General features: G+C 53.8%; 17 protein-coding genes and 1 tRNA gene. 14 read left to right on the top strand and 4 right to left on the bottom strand.

Annotation, left to right across the window (positions count from 1 at the left end; translation table 11 throughout):
• The first annotated feature begins 176 nt into the window (after nt 1–176).
• Complete coding sequence (locus tag WC359_07340; protein MFA5400235.1) at nt 177–860, top strand: hypothetical protein; 684 nt, start codon at nt 177–179, stop codon at nt 858–860.
• Between the two features lie 81 nt (nt 861–941).
• Nucleotides 942–1181 (top strand): DUF2007 domain-containing protein, encoded by a 240-nt coding sequence (locus WC359_07345; GenBank protein ID MFA5400236.1) that lies wholly within the window; start codon nt 942–944, stop codon nt 1179–1181.
• A gap of 8 nt (nt 1182–1189) precedes the next feature.
• Here WC359_07345 and WC359_07350 read toward each other — a convergent pair whose 3' ends face one another.
• The gene (locus WC359_07350; GenBank protein ID MFA5400237.1) at nt 1190–2242 is read right to left on the bottom strand and encodes a DRTGG domain-containing protein; all 1053 of its coding nucleotides are present in this window, start codon (nt 2240–2242) and stop codon (nt 1190–1192) included.
• A 149-nt stretch (nt 2243–2391) separates the two neighbouring features.
• Here WC359_07350 and greA point away from each other — a divergent pair, with 149 nt between their 5' ends.
• The 7 genes from greA (at nt 2392) to WC359_07385 (ending at nt 12038) form a co-directional block, all read left to right on the top strand.
• A complete protein-coding gene (greA, locus tag WC359_07355; protein ID MFA5400238.1) occupies nt 2392–2859 on the top strand; it encodes a transcription elongation factor GreA in 468 nt (155 codons plus the stop codon).
• Nucleotides 2860–2863: 4 nt separating this feature from the next.
• Complete coding sequence (lysS, locus tag WC359_07360; protein ID MFA5400239.1) at nt 2864–4387, top strand: lysine--tRNA ligase; 1524 nt, start codon at nt 2864–2866, stop codon at nt 4385–4387.
• Nucleotides 4384–5646, top strand: coding sequence for a serine--tRNA ligase (gene serS, locus WC359_07365; GenBank protein MFA5400240.1), 1263 nt, complete (start codon nt 4384–4386; stop codon nt 5644–5646). Before lysS ends, serS begins: the two co-directional genes overlap by 4 nt.
• A 150-nt stretch (nt 5647–5796) precedes the next feature.
• Entirely contained in the window at nt 5797–7392 is a 1596-nt protein-coding gene (locus WC359_07370; GenBank protein ID MFA5400241.1) for a redoxin domain-containing protein, read from the top strand.
• Between the two features lie 70 nt (nt 7393–7462).
• Entirely contained in the window at nt 7463–9268 is a 1806-nt protein-coding gene (locus WC359_07375; GenBank protein ID MFA5400242.1) for a redoxin domain-containing protein, read from the top strand.
• Nucleotides 9269–9408: 140 nt separating this feature from the next.
• Complete coding sequence (locus WC359_07380) at nt 9409–11652, top strand: redoxin domain-containing protein (protein ID MFA5400243.1); 2244 nt, start codon at nt 9409–9411, stop codon at nt 11650–11652.
• A 155-nt stretch (nt 11653–11807) separates the two neighbouring features.
• Nucleotides 11808–12038: an SHOCT domain-containing protein gene (locus WC359_07385; protein MFA5400244.1), complete on the top strand. Its 231-nt coding sequence runs from the start codon at nt 11808–11810 to the stop codon at nt 12036–12038.
• A 363-nt stretch (nt 12039–12401) separates the two neighbouring features.
• Here the strand turns inward: WC359_07385 and WC359_07390 are convergent, their stop codons facing one another.
• Nucleotides 12402–14396 carry an ATP-binding protein gene (locus tag WC359_07390; GenBank protein MFA5400245.1) on the bottom strand — a complete coding sequence of 665 codons (1995 nt, stop codon included), beginning with the start codon at nt 14394–14396 and terminating at the stop codon, nt 12402–12404.
• 552 nt (nt 14397–14948) lie between these two features.
• On the opposite strand from WC359_07390, the gene WC359_07395 reads away from it, so the two are divergent.
• From WC359_07395 to WC359_07410, 4 genes are all read left to right on the top strand, one after another.
• Nucleotides 14949–15794, top strand: coding sequence for a hypothetical protein (locus WC359_07395; GenBank protein ID MFA5400246.1), 846 nt, complete (start codon nt 14949–14951; stop codon nt 15792–15794).
• A complete protein-coding gene (locus WC359_07400) occupies nt 15781–16467 on the top strand; it encodes a phosphoribosyltransferase family protein (GenBank protein ID MFA5400247.1) in 687 nt (228 codons plus the stop codon). The genes WC359_07395 and WC359_07400 overlap by 14 nt, the downstream gene beginning before the upstream one ends.
• A 213-nt stretch (nt 16468–16680) precedes the next feature.
• On the top strand, nt 16681–17457 hold the full coding sequence (pyrF, locus tag WC359_07405; GenBank protein MFA5400248.1) for an orotidine-5'-phosphate decarboxylase: 777 nt from the start codon (nt 16681–16683) through the stop codon (nt 17455–17457).
• Between the two features lie 268 nt (nt 17458–17725).
• Nucleotides 17726–17814 (top strand) — tRNA-Ser (locus WC359_07410).
• 26 nt (nt 17815–17840) lie between these two features.
• On the opposite strand, the gene WC359_07415 is transcribed toward WC359_07410, so the two are convergent.
• Together WC359_07415 and WC359_07420 are read right to left on the bottom strand one after the other, a co-directional pair.
• Complete coding sequence (locus tag WC359_07415; protein ID MFA5400249.1) at nt 17841–18422, bottom strand: DUF308 domain-containing protein; 582 nt, start codon at nt 18420–18422, stop codon at nt 17841–17843.
• A 235-nt stretch (nt 18423–18657) separates the two neighbouring features.
• On the bottom strand, nt 18658–20103 hold the full coding sequence (locus tag WC359_07420) for a CoA-binding protein (GenBank protein MFA5400250.1): 1446 nt from the start codon (nt 20101–20103) through the stop codon (nt 18658–18660).
• 173 nt (nt 20104–20276) lie between these two features.
• Between WC359_07420 and WC359_07425 the strand changes: the two genes are divergently transcribed.
• The gene (locus tag WC359_07425) at nt 20277–20846 is read left to right on the top strand and encodes a YIP1 family protein (GenBank protein MFA5400251.1); all 570 of its coding nucleotides are present in this window, start codon (nt 20277–20279) and stop codon (nt 20844–20846) included.
• Nucleotides 20847–20858 lie beyond the last annotated feature (12 nt).

The following is a 20858-nucleotide window of genomic DNA, read 5'->3' on the forward strand; positions in this document are numbered from 1 at the left end:
CCTCCTTAAGACAGCATTACATAAATCATAAAACATGCTATTATTAATGCAAAACAGAGTGTAATTTTATATTTTATGTTGACTTATTTCAAGAAATACACTAAGCTGACTATTGACAAAGTCTATTTGACCTTGTAAAATTCGTTCAAAATTCACTATTTAAGGAGGCGTATGCCGTGAGGAGAATTTTTGGAACCCTCGTTGCAATCGTAGTGGCTTTATCTTTAGTTTTGATACCGGCCACTGTCTCAGCCGACCTCGGCAAATGCACGGGTTGGGACAAAGTTAAATGGGAAAACAACCAGAATTCCTGGAAGCTATACCTCCAGCACTGGGGAAGGACGCCCACCAGCGCCATGTCCAGACTTGCTGGTCTGTGCGGCCCGGATAAGCTTTGTTCCGGCGTATGCAACACATCCCAATGTCCCAAGCCCACGGGCTGCGACATCAACGAATGCCTGGGTGGCTGCAGCAACTGCAATACACAGGCAGGAACTCTTGGATCAGCATGTGACGATTCCAAGAAATGTCTCAATCCCGAGACCAAGCCCACCTCTCTTCCTCTGGATGACTGCCCGCTCAATTGTCCGGCCAATGCCACCACCGCCGGCCTCGGCACTTCCAAGTGCTCCGGCTGCTGGGGCAAGAGCCTGTCCTATGCCAACAAGAGCTGGGCTGCCGCCGATATCGGCACGAGGTCCAACATCAATAATACCCACATGAACCACAGGGGCACATCTCCCATCGGTGGCGGCGACTGGGGTATCACCGGTTGCCCGCATCCCGAGTGCGTGTCTCTCACCTGGTGCCTGCAGAACAACCTTCTGGCCAAGTGCAAGTCCTGCAGCAGCGGCAAATAAATCTCGACACAATTGATTTGAAAATAAATAAGCGCTGCCCCGATCGGCAGCGCTTATTTATTTTATTCTGATTACAGTTACATGGACGAGAAAGAAAAGCTGGTTACTGTCTATAAAGCCTGCGGGCAACCGGAGGCCGAGATAGTGAGGGGCAGGCTCGAAATAGAAGGTATACTTGCCCTGCTCAAATACGAAAGCATCGGCAGCGTATACGGCCTGACGGTGGACGGGCTGGGACAGGTGGAGGTACAGGTGCCCGCCAGGTTTGCCGACCGGGCAAGGGAGATAATCGGGTCAGCCGGCGAGGAAGTCGAAGATTAAACGACCTTTTATTTCAGCCCGAGCGCGATATTGAGGGACTTATAATCGAACCTGCTGTCGAGCAGGGCGGACATAGCCTGCAGCTTCTGTACTTGATGGAAGCCCGCGCCGGCCAGCGATTGCTCGATCCCTTTGACTATTTCATTGATATCTCTGTCAACCACGATCACCGGCACCTTTTTATCCTCGGATTTGACCATGACCGATGTCGAAGGCCTTTTGCCGCTGACCACCAGGCATTTGGTCGAAGTCTCCAGCGCAGCGAGCTGCATGTCGGCCCGCTCATGGCGGGTGACCACGGCCTTGTTGCGCAGCCTGTTATAGTAATCTCTGGCTGAATCGGGCGACATGGCGCCCAGCATAACATTCTCCACCAGCTCACCGGCCTTGTCCTTAAAATTGATGATCTCCCCACCCACAGCGCCGGCGATCTCCCCCACCGTCACGCCCAGCAGTGCTCTCGATTCGGGCAGCACGCCCAGCACCGCGATGCCCTTCTCCTTAAAGTAGGCGGCGCTTTCCGCCTGGACCATGGTTATCCTGGAAGAAGGCACCTGGTTCAACACCACTCCTATCAGCCTGCTCCCCAGCTTTTCGGCCGCCTGCAGGATACCAGCCTCGCGGTAATCCGAGCACCAGCAGAGCAGAAGTATCACACGGGCATCGAGCTTCTCGGCGATGGTATATGCGGCCAGAGTGGATACCTGGTCATTCTTGAATGCTCCGGGACTTTCGATAATTAAAATATCTTTGCCGGCGCCGGCCTTATCGCAGGCCGATTTAATTCCGGCGGAGAAGTTCTCAGCATCCTCCGAGAGGCTGCGCCACAGCTCGTCCTGTTTGACGTGTATCGGGCAGAGGAGTTCCCTGCTCTCGCCCAGTTCGAGGACCTGACCGATAAAGGCCGCATCCAGGCATTCATCTCCGGCGCCCTCCGCTTTTACATGTATGGGTTTGATATAGCCGATCCTTTTACCCGAATTGGCCAGTTTTTTACCTATACCGGCGCATAATGCCGTTTTCCCGCAGGGATCATAAGCCGCGATAAGTAAATTAGTCATGGTGCCTCCTGAATTTTAGCCGGCAGACATTATACCATTCTTTACTTCCCGGTTGCATCGGAATATAATATTTTGAAAGGCACTGAAAAAGCTGAGAGTTATTGCGGCTCTCAGTTTTTTAATATCCGGCATGCTGGGAGGTAATACCCATGACTCTAAAAAAGTTTGATATCACCCGTGAGGGCCTCGAAAAGCTGAAAGTTGAATACGACCAGCTTACTTCGGCACGCCGCCAGGAGGTGGCCGACAAGATCAAGCGGGCGCGTGAGATGGGTGGCACGGAGAACAACGCCGAATATGAAGATGCCAAGAACGAGCAGGCGTTTATCGAGGGCCGGATAAGCTCTCTGGAGAATATTATCCTCAACGCCCGCATCATCGAGGCCCCGCACCAGCCCGGGGTTGTGGAGCTTGGCGATTCAGTACTCATACAGAACCAGGACGGCAAGATCGACCGCTATACAATCGTGGGGACCGCTGAGGCCAATCCGCATGAAGGCAAGATCTCCTGCGAGTCGCCCGTCGGCAAGGCGCTGCTGGGAAAGAAAAAGGGTGATAAGATAGAGGTGCGCACGCCGTCGGGAATAATGAAACTGCAGATTACCGAAGTAAGCTGAGAAGATGGCCGGGGAGGAACGCATTGAGCAACCGCGCCTGGAAAAACTGTCCAGGCTGATAAACCGCGGCCTTGACCCATATCCACACAAATTCCACAGATCCCACACCGCCGGGGAAGCCACGCGCCTTTTCCTGGAGCTGATCGAAAAAGACCCTTCAGCGACAATGCCGGACGTCAGCCTGGCCGGGCGCGTCACCGCCGCCAGGTTCATGGGCAAAGCGGCCTTTTTCGATATCCGCGACGGATCGGGCAAGATACAGGTTTTCTTCCGCCGCGATTCCCTGGGAGACGATAAGTATGATCTGTTGCACGAGTTCGACCTGGGCGATTTCATGGGGGCATCGGGCCGTGTATTCAAGACACGCAGCGGCGAGGTAACCCTCGAGGCCGCCGACTTCACCATACTGGCCAAGTCTCTGCGGCCTATGCCGGAGAAATGGCACGGCCTCCAGGATGTAGAGAAAAGATACCGCCAGCGCTACCTCGACCTGATCGCCAACGAGGAAGCCAGGGAGCTTTTCATCAGGAGGAGCGGAGTCATCAACGCCGTGCGCAATTTCATGAACGCACGCGGATTTATCGAAGTGGAGACCCCGGTACTGCAGCCCATGTACGGCGGAGCGCTGGCCAGGCCCTTTATAACGCGCCACCACGCCCTCGGCCAGGACCTTTATCCGCGCATCGCGCTCGAGCTCTACCTCAAGCGGCTGCTGATCGGCGGCTTCGACAAGGTTTATGAGATCGGACGCGTGTTCCGCAACGAGGGAATCTCAACCAGGCACAACCCCGAGTTCACCATGATGGAAAGCTACGAGGCTTATGCCGATTACAATGACGTGATGCAGATGACGGAGGAGCTTGTCAGCAGCGCATGCGCTGAGGTTCTGGGCGCCACCCGGATCAGTTACGCCGGAGAAACTATTGATCTGACGCCTCCCTGGAAAAGGATTCCCCTCCGCCAGGCGCTGATCGACAAGTGCGGCATAGATTTCATGCAATACCCGGATTCCAATAGTCTGCGCGCGCGCATGAAGGAAATGGGTTTGCAGGTCGACCAATTTAAGGACAGGGGCAGGCTTATAGATGAGCTGCTCTCCACCTATATTGAGCCGGACCTGCGCCAGCCCACGTTTCTCATCGACTATCCAATTGATATGTCGCCTCTGGCCAAGCTGCATCGCGAGGCGCCCGGCCTGGTAGAGAGGTTCGAGGCATTCATCTGCGGAATGGAGGTGGCCAACGCGTTTTCCGAATTGAATGATCCGCGCGAGCAGCGCGAGCGGTTTGGCCGCCAGCGGGAAATGCATGCCGCCGAGATAGAACGCGCTATTGCGGCTGGAGAGCTGCCCGAGACCGATATGATTGATGAAGATTTTATAACCGCCATGGAGCACGGCATGCCGCCCGCCGGCGGCCTGGGAGTCGGCATCGACAGGCTGATCATGCTGCTCAGCGACAGACAATCCATACGTGAAGTCATCCTCTTCCCGCAGCTCAAGACCAAACAGGGGAGGAGCGAAGAATGATCGATATCAAATTAATACGAGATAATCCTGAAGTTGTATACCAGGCCATGGACAGGCGCGGGGAAGGGCGCGCGGACGTCGATCAGATCATAGAGCTGGACAGCTCTTACCGTCTGCTGCTCAAGGAAGCCGAAGCCCTGCGCGCCCGCCGCAACGACGTGAGCAAGCAGATCAGCCGCATGAAAGAAAAGCCGGCCGATCTGATAGCCGAAATGCGTCAGGTCGGCGACCGCATCACCCAGATCGAGGCCGAGGCAAATCTGCTGTCGGACAGGCTGGAGGACAGGTTGCTGCGCCTGCCCAACCTGCCGGCGGACGACGTACCGGAAGGGCAGGGCTCGGAAGATAACGTCGAAGTCCGGTCATGGGGACGGACCCCTGAATTCGCCTTCACACCGCTTCCCCACTGGGACCTGGCTGAAAAGCTGGGCATCATCGATTTCCAGCGCGGCGTCAGGCTCTCGGGAACCAGATTTTACGTGCTGCGCGGCATGGGCGCCCTGCTGCAGAGAGCTTTGATCAGCTTCATGCTCGACCTTCACGTCAGGGAGCACGGATATATAGAGATCTACCCCCCGTTCATGGTTAAGCGCGAATGCCTGGTCGGATCAAGCAACCTGCCCAAGTTTGCCGATAACCTGTATCACGACGCGGAGGAGGATTACTGGTTCATCCCCACCGCCGAAGTCCCTCTGACAAACCTGCACCGCGACGAGATACTGGCGGCCGGTACGCTGCCCATACATTATGCCGCGCATACTTCATGTTTTCGCCGCGAGAAAATGGCGGCCGGCAAGGACACGCGCGGCATCAAGCGCGGGCACCAGTTCGAAAAAGTGGAAATGTACAAGTTCGTCGATCCCTCCACCTCGGACAACGAACTAAAGAGCCTGTTGGATAATGCCGAGGATATCTGCCGCAGGCTGGAATTGCCCTACCGTGTGATACAACTTTGCACGGGAGACCTGGGCTTTGCCGCCGTCAAGACCTTCGACATCGAGATGTGGGCGCCCGGCTGCGGCGAATGGCTTGAAGTCAGCTCGTGCAGCAATTGCGGCGATTTCCAGGCGCGCCGCGCCAATATTCGCTACCGGCCCGACCCCGAGGCCAAACCTCGCCTGGTACACACGCTTAACGGCTCGGGACTGGCGCTGCCGCGCGTGATGATCGCCGTCATGGAAAACTACCAGCGGGAAGACGGCAGCATCAGCGTGCCCGCCGCATTGCAGCCGTACATGAATACGGATATCATCCGATAGACAGGCCCGCACGCCTCCGGCGCCGTCTCACCGGCCGATTTTTCCAGCCTGAGCGACGCCAACGCCTCCGTTATCTTGACATAGGCTTCAAATTCAATTTAACTATATGTATAATTAAAGGAAATATTATAGGCAAGATCCCGAAAAGATATGGCAGAAGGTGAACCGCAGACCGGTCCGAAGTTCTGCCGCCAGTGCGGTGGCGTAGTACCCGAGGGAACCCCGATCTGCCCGCGCTGCGGCCAGAAGTGGTACATGGACCGCGTGGAGCAGCAGGGGGCGGACCTCTGGCAGAAGATCATTGAGAAAAGGGCGGCGGCGGGTATGGGCGAAGCCGGTCCGGCTCAGGAGCAGAAGCAGTACCGCTGCCCCAACTGCATGGCGGTGCTGCAGGGGCCTTCGCCTACATGTCCTCAATGCGGAAAAAGCACGGCTAAAGCCAGGATCGTTCCGCCCGGGAAAGAGGATGAGGCGTCTATTGAAGAGACCGCCCAAGCTCTGAACCTGCCGCCTGCGGCAAAAGGTCTGGCCTCCATCAAGGGCGCTTCCCAACGCGCAGAGAGAAAAGGCAGCCGGCGCCGCATCAAAACCCTCGATATCATAATCGGCATTGTTATCATAATTATTCTGCTGGGCGTCGGTTACATGTTAGCCAGGCAATACGGCGTCCTGCCGTCATCTCTGACCTTCTTCAATCCGCCCCAGCAACAGGAGGCGCCACCGGCGCCGGCCACCCCGGCGGAGAAGATATCAGATATCGCCATCTCGGATATTACTTCGGATGGAGCAGCCATCGCCTGGACCACCCCTGAGCCTGCCTGGGGCAAAGTCCTGTACGGCAAAACGGAGTCCTACGGGGATTCTGCCGCCGCCGTCCTGCGTGGCAGTGCCCAGAAGGTCACACTCAGCGGGCTCGAGCCCCTGACGACCTACCACTTCGCTGTAATGGTAACTGACGGCAAGGGCAACGAGCAGTACCGCAGCAATGACCATATGTTCGATACGGTCCAGCGGGTGAACACCACGCCGCCCGTCGTGACCATGTTCAAGGTCATGCCCACTGACGTAAGCGCCGTTATAAGCTGGACCACCGATAACCCCTCCAGCAGCCAGGTGCTTTATGGAGCGGACGCGTCATGTTCGAGCTCCACCGTCGAGGACACCAGGATGCTCACGGACCACCTGGTGCGCATTCTCGGCCTCGAGCCCAACACCAGCTATTATTACCGCATCAGGTCGGTGGACGCCGATGGGAACGTGGCAACGATGGATCCCCCCAATATGTTCACAACGCTGGTCGCAGTGCCCACCGGGCCGCGCATCGGCGACAGGGCGCCCGATTTCACACTCCCCCTGTTCGGGAAACAGGAGACAATTTCGCTGCGCGACTACCGCGGCCAGAAGGTCCTGCTCACATTCTGGGCCGTTTACTGCCCCGAATGTGACCGTGAGCTGTCTTTACTGCAGTCCATCCAGGATAAAAATATCCCCGGTGTCAAGATCATAGCTGTCTTCATGGAGAGCAAGCTGGATGATATAGAGAAAACCATCACCAAGTACAGGTCGGAGCGAGGCGAGCTCACGGTGCCGGTGGTGGTCGATATGTATAAGACCACAGCACATTTATACAATGTCGAGAAAGCGCCCTATACGGTGTTCATCGACGGCGATATGATTATCCGCGACATCGAGCCGGGCAACTTCAATATAGAGCAGGTCGAGAGGACGCTCAATACTTTAGAATAGCTCTATGCTCATAAATCTCTTGACAGCTGATATACCCCGTTGTAGTGTAGATTCATAGGGAGATACCCTTTTGGACAGCCAGTTCAGATGTAAATGCGGCAAGGCGATGGCCTACTCAAACGAGCCGTGCAAAGACTGCGGCAGCCTCGGCCCGCACGCCTATGCCGGCAAGCCCGGCCCCGCGGCTCCGACCACGCAGGGCCCACCCCAGCAAAGGCGACCCGAGAATATGCCTGTTGACAGGGGTGAGTGGCAGCCTCCTGCAACCACCGGACGCGAGGCCCCGGTTAATTACGAGCCTGAGACTACCGACATCGCGTCCGAGAGGGGGCGCGGTCGCCGCGGAGACAATGCCGAGGGCTTTCCCGTCGGCATGAACCGCAGGGCCGAGATACTCAACCACATAGAGGACATGGACAGGGAGGACAGGAAGGAGCCGGCCAGACGGCCCCGCAAAGAGAAGAAACGGACCGACGACAGGGATTGGGATACCGACGAAAGGCCCGCCAGGGTTAAACACTACGAATCTTTCCTCGACGAGGGGGAAGAGGAGGAGAAGCCGCGCAAGAAAGGAGTAGGCCTCGCAGGAAGTATCATCAGCATTATACTGGTCGCGGCACTGATAACGGGCGCTCTCTGGGCCTATAGTAATCAGGAAGAGATATCCGGCTGGCTGATGTCGCCCACAACCCCGGAGACGGTTCCTGCCTCGGACCAGCCCGCAGATTCCACCGATTCCGGCCAGGGGTTCTTCGACGGCCTGCTGAATATGTTCAAATGGGGGCAGGCTGCGCCCGTATCCACCGATAATACCAGCTCGCCGGCCGCCACGGACAACGTGCAGACTCCTGCAACGCCAGCCGTGCCCTCCGATACGACAATTCCGGTTATATCCGAGATACTTATAACGTCCATCACCGATCACGGCGCCAGGGTGACATGGAAGACGGATGAACTCTGCACCGGCAGGGTCACCTATAAGACTGAGTTAGGTGAACCTCACCTCGTCAATGGGGCGGTCACACCCACCCGTTATCACCAGGCCGATCTCAGCGGGCTTGAAAGCGGTAAAACATATTACATAACCATCATCAGCCGCGATGACTCCGGCAACGATGCTAAACAGGAGCGAAGCTTCCAGACGTTATTGTCGGCCGCCGACACGACCGCCCCACAGCTTGTCGGCAAGCCGTCCGCATCGGTCGGCGATTCCAACGCCACCATCTCCTGGAAAACAAACGAGAAGGCCAAATCGCAGGTCAAATACAGCCTGGGCACGGGATATGAATTCCCCTCGGGCTTTACCTATGAGTTCAGCGCCGAGCACAGCGTCTTCCTCAGCGGGCTTTCGCCCAACACGGAGTACCATTACCAGGTTATATCCAGGGACGCCTCAGGCAACGTGATGACCGAAAGCGACTTCATTTTCAAAACCGAGCTTGAGACGGGGGCTGCTCCCTACATGGGCAGCAAGGCCCCCGATTTCACGCTGCGTGACCTTCAGGGTGAGACCGTATCGCTCAGCCAGTTCCGCGGGAAAAAAGTCATACTCAATTTCTGGGCCAGCTGGTGCACGCCCTGCAAGATCGAGCTGCCGCATTTCCAGACGCTGTGGGCCAATAATCCGGACGCCGACTTCGTCATCCTGGCCGTGGCCGGCAGCCAGTCGGAGGAGACTATTATCAGGGACTTCGTCACCGACGGCAACTATACTTTTCCCGTTTGCCTCGATCCGGGCGACGAGGCCTTCAATAAATATGAGCTTACCAGTATACCCAAGACCTACTTTATCGATAAGGACGGTATCATCCGCAGGATTCAGCAGGGCATGTTCACCGGCCCTGGCGAGATCGAGTTCATGCTCAACTCCTACTGATCGGCGCCCCTCAGCGTTCCTTCGATTCCGCAAATCCGCTTCACACCGCTGCCTTTCACGTAAAGATAAACTTGACACGAAGAATATCTTGTCTTACCGTTAATATAACGTTGAATACAGATTGAGATGGATAATATTTAATGCCCAGCACGGTAATCTGCCAGAGGTGTCATGAGATCAATGAACCCAACGCTACAGTCTGCCAGAAATGTGGCGCGAGGTTCTGTCCGCATTGCCACCTGTTAATCCCTTCGCCCGACGCAGCCATCTGCCCGCACTGCGGCAAGAAAGATCTATCTTTCAGGCCGGGTAAATATTCCGCCGGCAGCGTCGCAGCTTCGACGGTGGCGCCCGGCGCCATGCCGGCCAACAGGTATGTCTGCCCGAGCTGCGGGAACAGGATAGATCCTTCGCTGGGCAAGTGCCCCTATTGCGGACAACTGGGAAACCGTTTCACCATGATGCCCACGCAGGGCCACGGCGTGATGAAGCCCGCCCATGGCGACTACACTCACACATTCGCGGCGCCCCCGCCTGCCGAGGAGACCGCGACCACGCAGAAGGTCTGCTCCAAATGCGGCAGGGTCATACCTCCCGGCTCCAGCCTGTGCCCGGTGCACGGCAAGTTCGGTGGCGGCAACGCGCTGAGAAATATCACTGCTCCCGTCAGGGACAAGACCTTTGAGGGCGAAGTATACAGGAGGATGGAGGAGAGGAAGGCCGGCCCCGCTCCCCGTTCCGGCGTCAGGCAGGCGGCGCCCGAAGAGATATATCCGCAGATGCAGGCCGGTCCGGCTACGCCGGCCCCTGTGCCGGAGGCGCCGCCCATGCCCGCCGAGCAACGCACCTGTTCCAACTGCGGTAATGCCGTGCCCGACCGCAGCAAGGTCTGCCCCACCTGCGGAAATAATCGCCTCCCGCCCGAGAAGAGAAAGGCCTTTATGAAGGCCGAGGACCGCTACAGGGCGGTGGAGGCCGCGCAGCAGGCCTACGCCGCATATCCACCTCAGCAGCAGCCCTATGCCGCATACCCTGCGCCGCAGCAAAGCCAGTATTACGGGCAGCCGGCGGTGCAGCCGTACGAGATGGCCTACCCGGCGCCGTCGCCCGGATTCGTAGAGGAGATTTATCCCGAGAAAAAACGCGGGAAGGAGAAAATGCCCCGTGAGCGCCGGGATAGGACGGAAAAACCGGGCCAGCGGGCTTCCCCCATTCCCATACTGCTGGCGCTTATCGCGCTGGCCGGGGTTATCATCATCGGAGTCGTATTCCTGATCGACCAGCTTAAGACGCCCGCGCCGGCCGTTATCAGCAATCCCCCCATCACGACTCCCACCGGCACAACCGAAGGACCCGAGATATCCAATGTCGAATATTCCAATATCACGCGCACCGGCGCTACCGTAACCTGGACAACCGACAAAAAGTCCAACAGCCTGGTGATCTACTGCCTGGACGGGGGTACCCTCTGCGAAAACGCCCGGGACGACGAGCTGGTCACCAGCCACAGCGTCAACCTGACCAACCTTGAACAGGGCAAGTCCTATCATATAACGGTGAAATCCGCGCTGGGCAACGATCCCGATTCGGCGGACTCCAGCCTGGAGGTCACCAATGTGCTGAGGATGTTGGACGTACCGGATACGACACCGCCGGTGCTCAGCAACGTAAGGGTCACCAATGTCACCAGCGGAGGGTCGGCGGAGATCACCTGGAACACGGACGAGCCTGCCACCAGCCAGGTCAGTTTCGGCACTACCGCCAGTTACGGTACGCTGCAGCCGTCGCAGACCGACACCCAGCTGACGACCTTCCACGATGTGATACTCAACGGGCTGGCGCCGCAGACGACCTTCCATTACAAGGTGATATCGAGGGACGCCGACGGCAACGAGAAATCGTCGGCCGATGACACGTTTACAACGCCGGTCCCGGCCGGAGTAGATAGAGGAGATGCGGCACACGATTTCACGCTGCGCTGCGCGGACGGCAGCCAGGTGACGCTCAGCTCCCTGCAGGGCAAGAAAGTAATCATCAACTTCTGGAATTTAAATTGCCAATACTGCATGGATGAGATGCCATATTTCCAGACCGTACGTGAAAACCATCCCGAAAGCGAGGTAGCCATGCTGATGATCAACAGCGCCGCCGGCGGATTCCCCGCCAACAGGGATGAATACGTGGGCGCGAAAATAACGGAACAAGGCTGGGAATTCACGGTCCCGCTGGATGATTCAGGCGTTGTTGCCCAAGCTTACGAGGTAACCAGCGGCATACCGGTGACCTTTTTCATCGACTCAACTGGTATCATACGAGCAGTACAAGACGGCTATTTCCAAGGCGGGGCTGCTGCAATAGAGAGCTTGTTAGACTCATATAATTAGCACGCGATACCGGCGCAATTCCTGATCCCGTAGCTTCCTGACGTTCCTTTGCTATGCGAGGCTCCAGTTTTCATTAAATCACACCTGTATTTTCATCATGTCTTCATAAGTCCCGCACATAATAAGAGAAGGATAATAAATACAGGAGCAATAAAATGATGGGTTACTGGTTTACCGGAATGGGATGGTGGATGGCGCTGGCAGGCATTCTGTTCGTGCTGTTCTGGGGCGGCGTTGTCTGGCTGATAGTCTGGGGCATTAATAAGGCGACCGGGCACAGGGGTGGCTGCGCTACGATGGAAAGCCCCATGGAGATCGCCAAGCGGCGTTATGCGCAGTCGGAGATCACTCGGGAGCAGTTCGAGCAGATCAAAAAGGACCTTTAGTCATAACTTGCCTCTGCGCGGGACATTAAATATACTAATATGTCCCGCGGAGGGGTGACCGAGTGGACGATGGTGACGGTCTTGAAAACCGTAAGTAAGTCTGCAATCTACTGCTTTTACGATCAGTTGAGTGCGTTTGTGCTATTTAAGATAAACCGCTGCTGCTCGTAAATGTGTCTCGTAGATTTCCGTTATCTTGATGTGTTAGCTATTCGCTAGCTTTTTTGTTAGCTATTCTACAGCTTCAATAGAGGTGTGCCGAAAAAAGACCGCCGTTGAAAGCCTGAGTGGCTGGCGCAGGAAAGTCGAAGATGAGATGTCCATCTGGTCTTAGAATGATGCTCATATTGGCTTTGCTACAACTCATCTCTGAGAGTACTGCACTCTCTGCCGCGACTCTTCGGAAACGGGGTCTTTAATGTAATTGCACAAATCTTCAAGAATGACCACTTCAAACACTGGTTTCGCCGATTGACTTACCAGATACGCGTTATGTGTCGAGCCGAAGAATATACGGTTGTTTCCCTCGTTATCAATGAGGAAGGAACTCAGCATCAGCTTCTGTGAATAGCTACTGCTTGCCGTCCAGCAGACTACCAGATCGATCTGATCAGCGAACTTAATGCCATTATCGAAATCAGCGATTAGATAGTCAAGGTCATATTTGTATTCAATGACTTTCGGCTCCGATTCGTACGGCAAATGCATACTGTTGCGAACACCGAGCCGATTATTGGCAGCGTCATACAAATGAGATGGTGCGGAAGTATAGCTTAAGTAGATCAAACCATCGTAACGCTCGTTCTGAGAAGTCGCATAGAAATGGATCCCTTTGATTTGCGAGGCGCCCACCAATTCATGATACAGTGCCACCACATCCTGTTCCTGCTTGGGTACAGCTGAGTAGCATAGGTTGGAGACAATTCCTTCCAAACCCAACGGGTTCTGAGCCCGCCAATCCTCTTGCTGTTTCTTCCAGATATAAAGCTCCTTAGATGGAGTAAGGTCTTTCAATTCGCCAGTATCCGGTTTCATCAGCCAACGATAGTCGGTCAAAGCCCTCGTTGCGCTCACCGCCAGTTCTTCAGCGAGCTGCCTCAATTCCGGTTGGATTGTCTTGCGCCCTAGATCCGGTGATCCATGCCGGAAGTGAACGATCACGTGCGTCTGAAATTGATGACCGGTGTAGCGCTTCAAGGGTATCAGCAACAACTCTCCCTGGGGCATGTTATCGCACGCAATCTGCAATCCACCCCGTAGCACATAAGCGTTCTTTCGCAGTTTTAACTTCTCGTTGAAGAGCTCGAAGGTCTTTACACTATCCAGGAATGCCGCGTAGACAATCACCTGGTGCTTGGCCATCATCTCCTTTTGTTCATCGGAGAATGTTCCTTTTAGCGGTCTATCATCATTCAGAAGCTCCTCATAACTCCAAATGTCCCAGATACAATCGAGCATTCTATACTTTGGCTGCAGCTTCTGGAATTTTGTCTGTGGGTCCCCATCAATACTATTTACAGCCTTTCTCAACTCCCTCAGATCGATAGCCTTGAGCCCCTGTATCTCATGTGGATAATAATACGTCGTGTTGTCGCTTTTGATCGTTGTTTCTTTGCTAGCATAGTCAGTTACCGTCAGAATGGCCATAGTGTGGAACGGCGCAGTATCCAGATATATTCCGCCAAGTGGGGAGGTTAAGCGCAGAACATCAAACCATTGATCAGCGGTGGTGGCATTCTGCCAGCCCAGATCCTTTGGTTTCTCGCCATGACCGCCAGTCAAACGGATCTCTATGCAAGTCCCAGAGGTCTCATTTGCCAGCTCAATGACATTGAATGTACTCTCCTCCAAAGTTGGGCGCGGCACTTTACCCGTCTGATCCTCAGCCCAAAGTCGGCCGCCCCTTAAAATCGCTGCCATCTGCCTGGAATCCTTCTTGGATTGTATCTGGATGTAATTGTAGCCATATGCAAGGAATGTTGCCCCGACACCCTTGTTTCCACGCAAGTCATCAGCACGTTTGAAGCTGACATTGGGACGAAAACACAGCAGGAATTCCTCCTCAGTCATCCCAGTGCCATTATCGGTGACACGGACTGTGCGATTGGAAAGATCTATGAATATCCAAATCTTAGGAGTGTATTTGTCGTCAGCAGCTATTTTCATCTTTTGAACGGCATCCAGAGCATTTTGAATAGCTTCTGAGAACAAGTCGTAGAAACCCGTGTATGACTTCAGAATGTTTACAACGGTCCCCTTCAGCGCCTCATCGAGAATCGTGTTGAACTTCCCCTGCTTCTCGATCTCCAACGATTGGCCAGGCAGATCAGATAACGGGTCAAATCCCTGAATTTCCATTTGCGACCTCCAGTGCAAGCACAAATATTTAGAAAGCAATATTGAGATACGCCATTGCTTTCAGCTCCTAATCAGCCCTTACCTGTGAACCACAAACTGGCAAGTACGATGGAATTAGATGGCCACATTATATAGGCTTTCATGACAAACGAAAAGGACAATGGATTTCGTGCTTGGTAACCTATGCGCACCCCAGAGGCGATCCCACATATATAAGCCACTTGTTGCAGAACGAATGCTTTTCATATATCATATATATTAAACTATTTAATACGGTATTTGACATCAGTTTTTATATATATTAAAATTAGAAAATTAATTCTGATTATAATAACATATTTAAATGCAAGAAAAAATTACTGACAAAATCATAAAATACATGAAAAAGGACCTTAGGCGCGAATACACTATTCCCGAAATCATGAGGGAAATCAATGTCAAGAATCGGGAAAAGGTGGTCGTTGCTTTGACCGAGCTGACGACTTTGGCTATCATTGAAATTTCACGTGAAAAGGGCAGGACTCCGTACTATAGGATTAAGGAAACAAAATAATGTTTGATTGGCTCGGATTGTTGTGGGCGGTCATCTTTGCTATAATCGTGCCGCCCATTGTTTCGACGAGGGCAGTACGATGGGTAGTGGGGATATTGCATCTTGAGCCGCAGTACAATCGGTTTCTTATATGGCTAGCTAGCAAAAGGATACGATCGAAATTCGCGCTTACGAAAAAGGAAATTCGCAAGATTTTTAAAGAAGTTAATCGGGAGGTTTTATCGACCCGGTCGGAAGATCGGATTGTTGAGAAAATCGCTCAATTTGGACTTGTAACTATCTTAGATAAAAAGGATCTCAAGAAACATAAGAAAGAAGTACTTGTGTCTGCGAATTCCGACACTAAGTTCAGAGTAAATTGGGATAAGCTGTTTGTAACCTTGGATACGATACTGGAAAATACGATAGTTGGGCCACTAAACGAATTCTACGACAAGGACAAGGTCGCTTGCATTGTTGTATTGCCTTTTCCGCGTGGGGGAAAAGCATCGCTGGCGGTCGCTTTTGAAAGAGCGCTGAAGGACTGCCTAGCTTCACAAGATGTGCCCTCTATTATCCTTACACCGGCATTACTGCGAGTAAGGCCCAAGGCTCAAGGACTTATTCGCAGTAAGAAAAATGAAAGAATATTGGTACTCCAGCCAGTTGGTATGAACGATAAACACTTGCAGAAAACTGTTGAATACATACAGCAATACAGTGAAAGCGAAATATCTGAAATCCTGACTATTATAAAACTAGAAGAGCATGAATATGAATACGCTGATCCATCTGTACGACATAGAGTAGTTATCGACTTGAATCTACGATGTTATCAGGGAGACTTCGAAAATGGAAATAATTGAAGAGTCTACAATCGAAAGAATCACCGATCCTGAGGAAGTCAAAAAGTATTTCAGGGTTGGTGAAAGGCACAAAGCTAAAGAAAAAGCTATCATAGACTTGATCGCCTCTACTGGTATGCTGCTGAAAGGGCATTTTTGTCTTGAATCTGGGCTACATACTCAGTTTTTTTCACGGTATGCCGATGGAGCTAGTTTAAACAGCAATGTGCGACTTGTGATGGATGAACTGATCTCTGACCTGGCAGGAGACAATATCAGGTTCGATGTCATTATAGTCCAGCCATCGGCCGGTCATATATTGGGAGAAATGATCGCCACGACTATGCATAAGCGGCTTGTTATAGCTGAAGTAGACAGTCACAACGTGCCTACCGGTGAATTGATCAACGACAAATATATTTATCCTAACGACAGAATCCTGATTGTAAGTGATGTTTTCACAACGGGTACTGGTCTATCGGCAATATTGAGTGCTATTCGCCGCTGCAAAGCTAAACCTGTCGCAGTAGCACTATTTGCAGATAGAGCTTGGGAAAAATTGAAGGAATTCGAAAAGCACGAAAGCATCAAGGTCTATAGTCTTGGTAGTCTTGATTTCCAAGATAAAACGGTCAGACCAACTGAATGTAGTCTAGATAGAACCAGTAAACCGATACCTAGCTGGGAAGTTTGACAACTACCGACCAGATCAACTCACACCTTCTCAAACCCCTATTATCTACCTAGTGTCACCAGCGTTAACTCGCCAATTCATCCCTGCAATGCCAAGATTTATTTTGAAATGGGCCACTAAATAAGGGTAGAATAATTGCATTGGCAGGTTAAACTGCTGTTGGAGCGGTAGGCGGAGGTCTTTGGTTAACCAAAGACCTAAGGAGGTGGGATTATGCGTATTGCAGAATTAGCTAGGCAACGAATAATTGTTGCCTTGGATGTTGCCACCCAATCTGAGGCCATGGCATTGGTCAAACAACTAAGTGGACATGTCGGTCTCTTTAAGGTCGGCTTAGAATTAATAACTTCCGAAGGAATTGGAATCGTCCGAAAGATAACCGATCGTGGAGCAAAAGTATTTCTCGATGGCAAATTTCACGACATACCAAACACGGTTGAAGGGGCATCTGGGGCAGCGACCAGGTTGGGAGTCGCTATGTTCAATGTACACACCATGGGTGGTGTAGCAATGATGCAAGCCGCGGCAAAGGCGGCTGTTGAAGAAGCGATTAAGGAAGGGATTGAACGGCCACTCGTCCTGGGCGTTACCATACTCACTAGCATAGATAGATTCACCATGAATGAGCAATTAAAAGTGGCTGGGGCAGTAAAGACACAGGTAGTCAATTTAGCGGAACTTGCAGACATGTCGGGGCTAGACGGTGTAATTGCATCACCCCGAGAAATTACCGCTATTCGCAAAAGCGTTAATCCGAAAATGCTGATCGTAACTCCTGGTGTTCGACCGAAATGGGCGGCCACTCAAGATCAAAAGCGCATCATGACACCGGCAGAGGCAATTGATAAAGGTGCCTCGTATTTGGTCATCGGTCGTCCGATTACCAAACCGCCGATTCAAATAGGTACGCCTATTAACGCCGCGAAAATGATCTCGGAAGAAATTGCTTCTGCCTTGATTAAAAGGATCAATAATCTAAGCAAGGTTTAGGCAGTAATAGCGGCATTACTAGGTCAATTCACGGCAGGGCTCGTGAAAACCACGCGAAACCCCAGATATTGCCAGAGAGGCTAGGGCATTCCAGTATAGCCATCACGCTGGACACTTACTCCCACGTTTCACTGGGTTTGCAGGCTGCAACAGCAAAAGCTTTGACGAGGCTTTCGGTAATAACTATAATTAACGGTTTGATAAGCGGTTGAAAAATTAGATAGACTGTTAGTATCGAAAGTTCAATTTCAGCTTGAATAAGCAGCACGGAGGGGTGACCGAGTGGACGATGGTGACGGTCTTGAAAACCGTTTTAGCTTCGCGCTAACGCGGGTTCGAATCCCGCCCCCTCCGCCATCTTTCCAAAGCCGGATCACGGTCGACTATTCTTTACCGAGCTCCGCCATTAATTCCTTGCTCAGCTTGTCTACGTCCAGGTTCTTGAGGGAGAAACCGAGCAGCATCAGCAGCAGGCCGAAGATCACCAGGTAAACGGCCATGATGACTACCAGCAGCACCGTGCCCGCTACGACATTGGCCAGTATCAGGCCGCCCAGCAGCACGGAGATGATGCCGGTGACAAGTATCATCCAGGCGCCGGGTATGTATTTCCATTGGGCGATGGAGAAAACCAGCTCGAGTATGCCCGTCAGCAGCGCCCAGAAAGCGATAAAATAAATGATGATGACGCCAGCCAGCAGCGGCGCGATCAGTATGGCGATGCCCGCCAGTATGCCGATAATGCCCTCCGTGATCAGCCAGGCGCGGTCCCTGTGGGGCGGTTTATTGATGATGCCCACTATCAGGGCGAATATACCGTCCAGCAGGGCATAGATACCGATAAACAGAATCAGCAGTTCAGCCGCCGTAAGGGGATCCAGTACCAGCAAAACGATGCCCAGTACAAGGGCGATCAGCCCGCGCAACGAGATCAGCCACCATCTCTTTACCATTGTCTCCAGCATTTCAACCTCCTTTTGGGAGCACCCCGGGCGTATTATATATTGTCAGGCAATGCCGCGGCTACTATAATGTGTACCCGGCCGACATTATGGACAACAAATATATCAAGGTAGCCGTCATACTGGTTATCGCCAGCTTCATCATCGTGACAATGGTTTTCGCCGTCATAGTGCTGGCCGTCAGGGGCCCGGAATGGCTGGGCAAATGACGTTTTAATAGACTCGGCGCCGCGATAAATCAGCCGCGCTTGAGGAATTCCCCGTAGGTCACCATGGAGTTAAGTACTTTGGCTGCCTCGTCGGGCATGCCGTAGCAGACCATGTTCTCCTTCGCGATGCAGCGCAATATGTCGACATCGAGCGCGCGCTCGCCGCGCGGCGTCGGCAGCTCCGCAGCTATGATGACGGGTTTATCGTATTTGCGGGATATGGCCTTCATCTCGCGGAAGGAATTGGTATAGGAGTCGACGACGAACTCGAAAAATTTCTTTTTCTCTTCCTCGTTAGTGGGAAGGCCCACCCTGGCGAAGTGCGGGAAGGGTACGCCCAGTGCCAGAACGCTGTCGGTATCATCGCACCTGGCCAGTATATCCACCACCCTTGTAATGTTGTCGGCCGACCCGGCCACCAGGTCCACGGGATTGTTGCGGCTCCACCACCCCGGCAGGAACGAGTCCAGCTCTTTAATCACATCCCCGGGCAGCTTGATCACGTCCAGACCCAGCCTGGCGCACGCGTCGGCGGCCAGCACACCCCAGCCGCCCCCCAGCGTCGCGATGCCCACCCTGCGCCCGCGCGGTATGGGATGGCAGGTAAAGCCGTAGCCCAGGTTCATCAGTTCCAGCAGGTTGTTGGCTCTGACTATGCCCGCCTGCCGGCTGATGCCGTTGAACACTTCGGCCGATCCGGAGAGGGCGGCGGTATGCGACCTGGCCGCCGAGGCGCCGGCCTCGGTCTCCCCGACCTTGATCATTACGATGGGTTTCTTAAGGCTGGTTCTCCTGGCTATCTCGAAAAACCTGCGCCCGTCCTTGAAGCCTTCGATATAGCTGAGGATAACTTTTGTGTGATCGTCACCCGCCAGGTACTCCAGAAAATCCTCGGTGCGAAGGTCCGCCTCGTTGCCGATGCTGACCAGACGGCTGACTCCGAATTCGATGGACATGGCCCGGCGCGCTATGGTCAGTCCCACGTTGCCGCTCTGGGAGACGACCGCCATCTCACCGTCCGGAGGGAAGATGGGCGGCATCTGCGCATATAGTTTGGCCGACGGGCTGAGTATGCCGAAGCAGTTGGGGCCCACCAGCCTGAGGCCGCCCTGCCTGGCGATGCGCACTATCTCCTCCTGCACCGCCGCCCCGTCCCTGCCTACCTCGGCGAAGCCCGCGGTCACCACCACTCCGGCCTTGATACCTTTGGCGACACACTCTTTTATAGTGTCAACCATAGCCGGGGGCGGGACCACGATGATAGCCAGGTCCGGGACCTCGGGTATCTCTTCTATCGTGCTGTAAACCTTCAGGCCCAGCACCTCTCCACCCTTGGGATTGACCGGATATATATTTCCCTGAAAGCCGCCGGTGCGCACATTGGCCAGGATACGGTATCCCCATTTCTTGGTATCCGTGGATGCGCCCAGGAAGGCGAGCGAACGCGGCGCAAAGAAACGGTTGAAGTCAGTCATGAGCAGTCAGTCCTTTCAGAAAAATTGCGGCAGCGGACAGCGGTCACATAAAACAGCAGATATTTTAACATTACCAGTAGTCAGTAACAAATGGAGCGGCCCGGCCGGTCAAGCTGCCGGATAGTACAAACTGCTATAATAAGCCCGGGCACACCGGGAGCGAGAGGGTTAGCATGGAGATATGGAGAAAGCTGCTCAACCGTATGATGCGGGCCTCAAGGCTGGATTCCGGCTTCTTCGAGGAGATGGAGACCGAGGAGGATGCCCTGGCGCATGCCATCATGGTAGCTTTAATAGTCAGCGCAGCCACGGGCATCGGCATGGGCCTGGCCGCCCTGGTAGGAGGCGCGGGCGCCATGTGGTTCCTCTGGGGGCTGTTGAGCGGGTTCCTGGCTTCGCTGGCCGGATGGTACGCCTGGGTGCTGATCACCTTCTTCTGCGGCACAACCTTCCTGCGCGGACCTGAAAAGGCCAGCCTGGGTGAACTGACCCGTACCCTGGGCCTGGCCAACTCGCCGGGCATACTGCGCATATTGTCCTTTGTCCCCATGTTGGGATGGCTCATACTGGCTCTGTCCGGCATCTGGACGCTGGCCTCCGGCGTGATCGCCGTAAAACAGACCCTTGAATTCGACGCGGGCAGGGCTGCAGCCACGTGCATCCTCGGCTGGCTCTTTTACATGGCCGCGCTTGTCCTGGTTTATATCTGGCTGCCTTCGCCCTATAAGATGCTGAATTTTTAATACCTGTCACGC

This window comes from Dehalococcoidia bacterium, from assembly GCA_041653995.1.
Taxonomy (GTDB): Bacteria; Chloroflexota; Dehalococcoidia; order GIF9; family UBA5629; genus CAIMUM01.

What these genes read in the sequence shown, in the direction of transcription:
- WC359_07380 (MFA5400243.1), top strand. Translation starts at nt 9,409, where the DNA reads ATGCCCAGCACGGTAATCTGCCAGAGGTGTCATGAGATCAATGAACCC.
- WC359_07400 (MFA5400247.1), top strand. Translation starts at nt 15,781, where the DNA reads ATGGAAATAATTGAAGAGTCTACAATCGAAAGAATCACCGATCCTGAG.
- WC359_07345 (MFA5400236.1), top strand. Translation starts at nt 942, where the DNA reads ATGGACGAGAAAGAAAAGCTGGTTACTGTCTATAAAGCCTGCGGGCAA.
- WC359_07415 (MFA5400249.1), bottom strand. Translation starts at nt 18,422, where the DNA reads ATGCTGGAGACAATGGTAAAGAGATGGTGGCTGATCTCGTTGCGCGGG.
- WC359_07385 (MFA5400244.1), top strand. Translation starts at nt 11,808, where the DNA reads ATGATGGGTTACTGGTTTACCGGAATGGGATGGTGGATGGCGCTGGCA.
- lysS (MFA5400239.1), top strand. Translation starts at nt 2,864, where the DNA reads ATGGCCGGGGAGGAACGCATTGAGCAACCGCGCCTGGAAAAACTGTCC.
- WC359_07350 (MFA5400237.1), bottom strand. Translation starts at nt 2,242, where the DNA reads ATGACTAATTTACTTATCGCGGCTTATGATCCCTGCGGGAAAACGGCA.
- WC359_07390 (MFA5400245.1), bottom strand. Translation starts at nt 14,396, where the DNA reads ATGGAAATTCAGGGATTTGACCCGTTATCTGATCTGCCTGGCCAATCG.
- pyrF (MFA5400248.1), top strand. Translation starts at nt 16,681, where the DNA reads ATGCGTATTGCAGAATTAGCTAGGCAACGAATAATTGTTGCCTTGGAT.
- serS (MFA5400240.1), top strand. Translation starts at nt 4,384, where the DNA reads ATGATCGATATCAAATTAATACGAGATAATCCTGAAGTTGTATACCAG.
- greA (MFA5400238.1), top strand. Translation starts at nt 2,392, where the DNA reads ATGACTCTAAAAAAGTTTGATATCACCCGTGAGGGCCTCGAAAAGCTG.
- WC359_07425 (MFA5400251.1), top strand. Translation starts at nt 20,277, where the DNA reads ATGGAGATATGGAGAAAGCTGCTCAACCGTATGATGCGGGCCTCAAGG.
- WC359_07370 (MFA5400241.1), top strand. Translation starts at nt 5,797, where the DNA reads ATGGCAGAAGGTGAACCGCAGACCGGTCCGAAGTTCTGCCGCCAGTGC.
- WC359_07395 (MFA5400246.1), top strand. Translation starts at nt 14,949, where the DNA reads ATGTTTGATTGGCTCGGATTGTTGTGGGCGGTCATCTTTGCTATAATC.
- WC359_07420 (MFA5400250.1), bottom strand. Translation starts at nt 20,103, where the DNA reads ATGACTGACTTCAACCGTTTCTTTGCGCCGCGTTCGCTCGCCTTCCTG.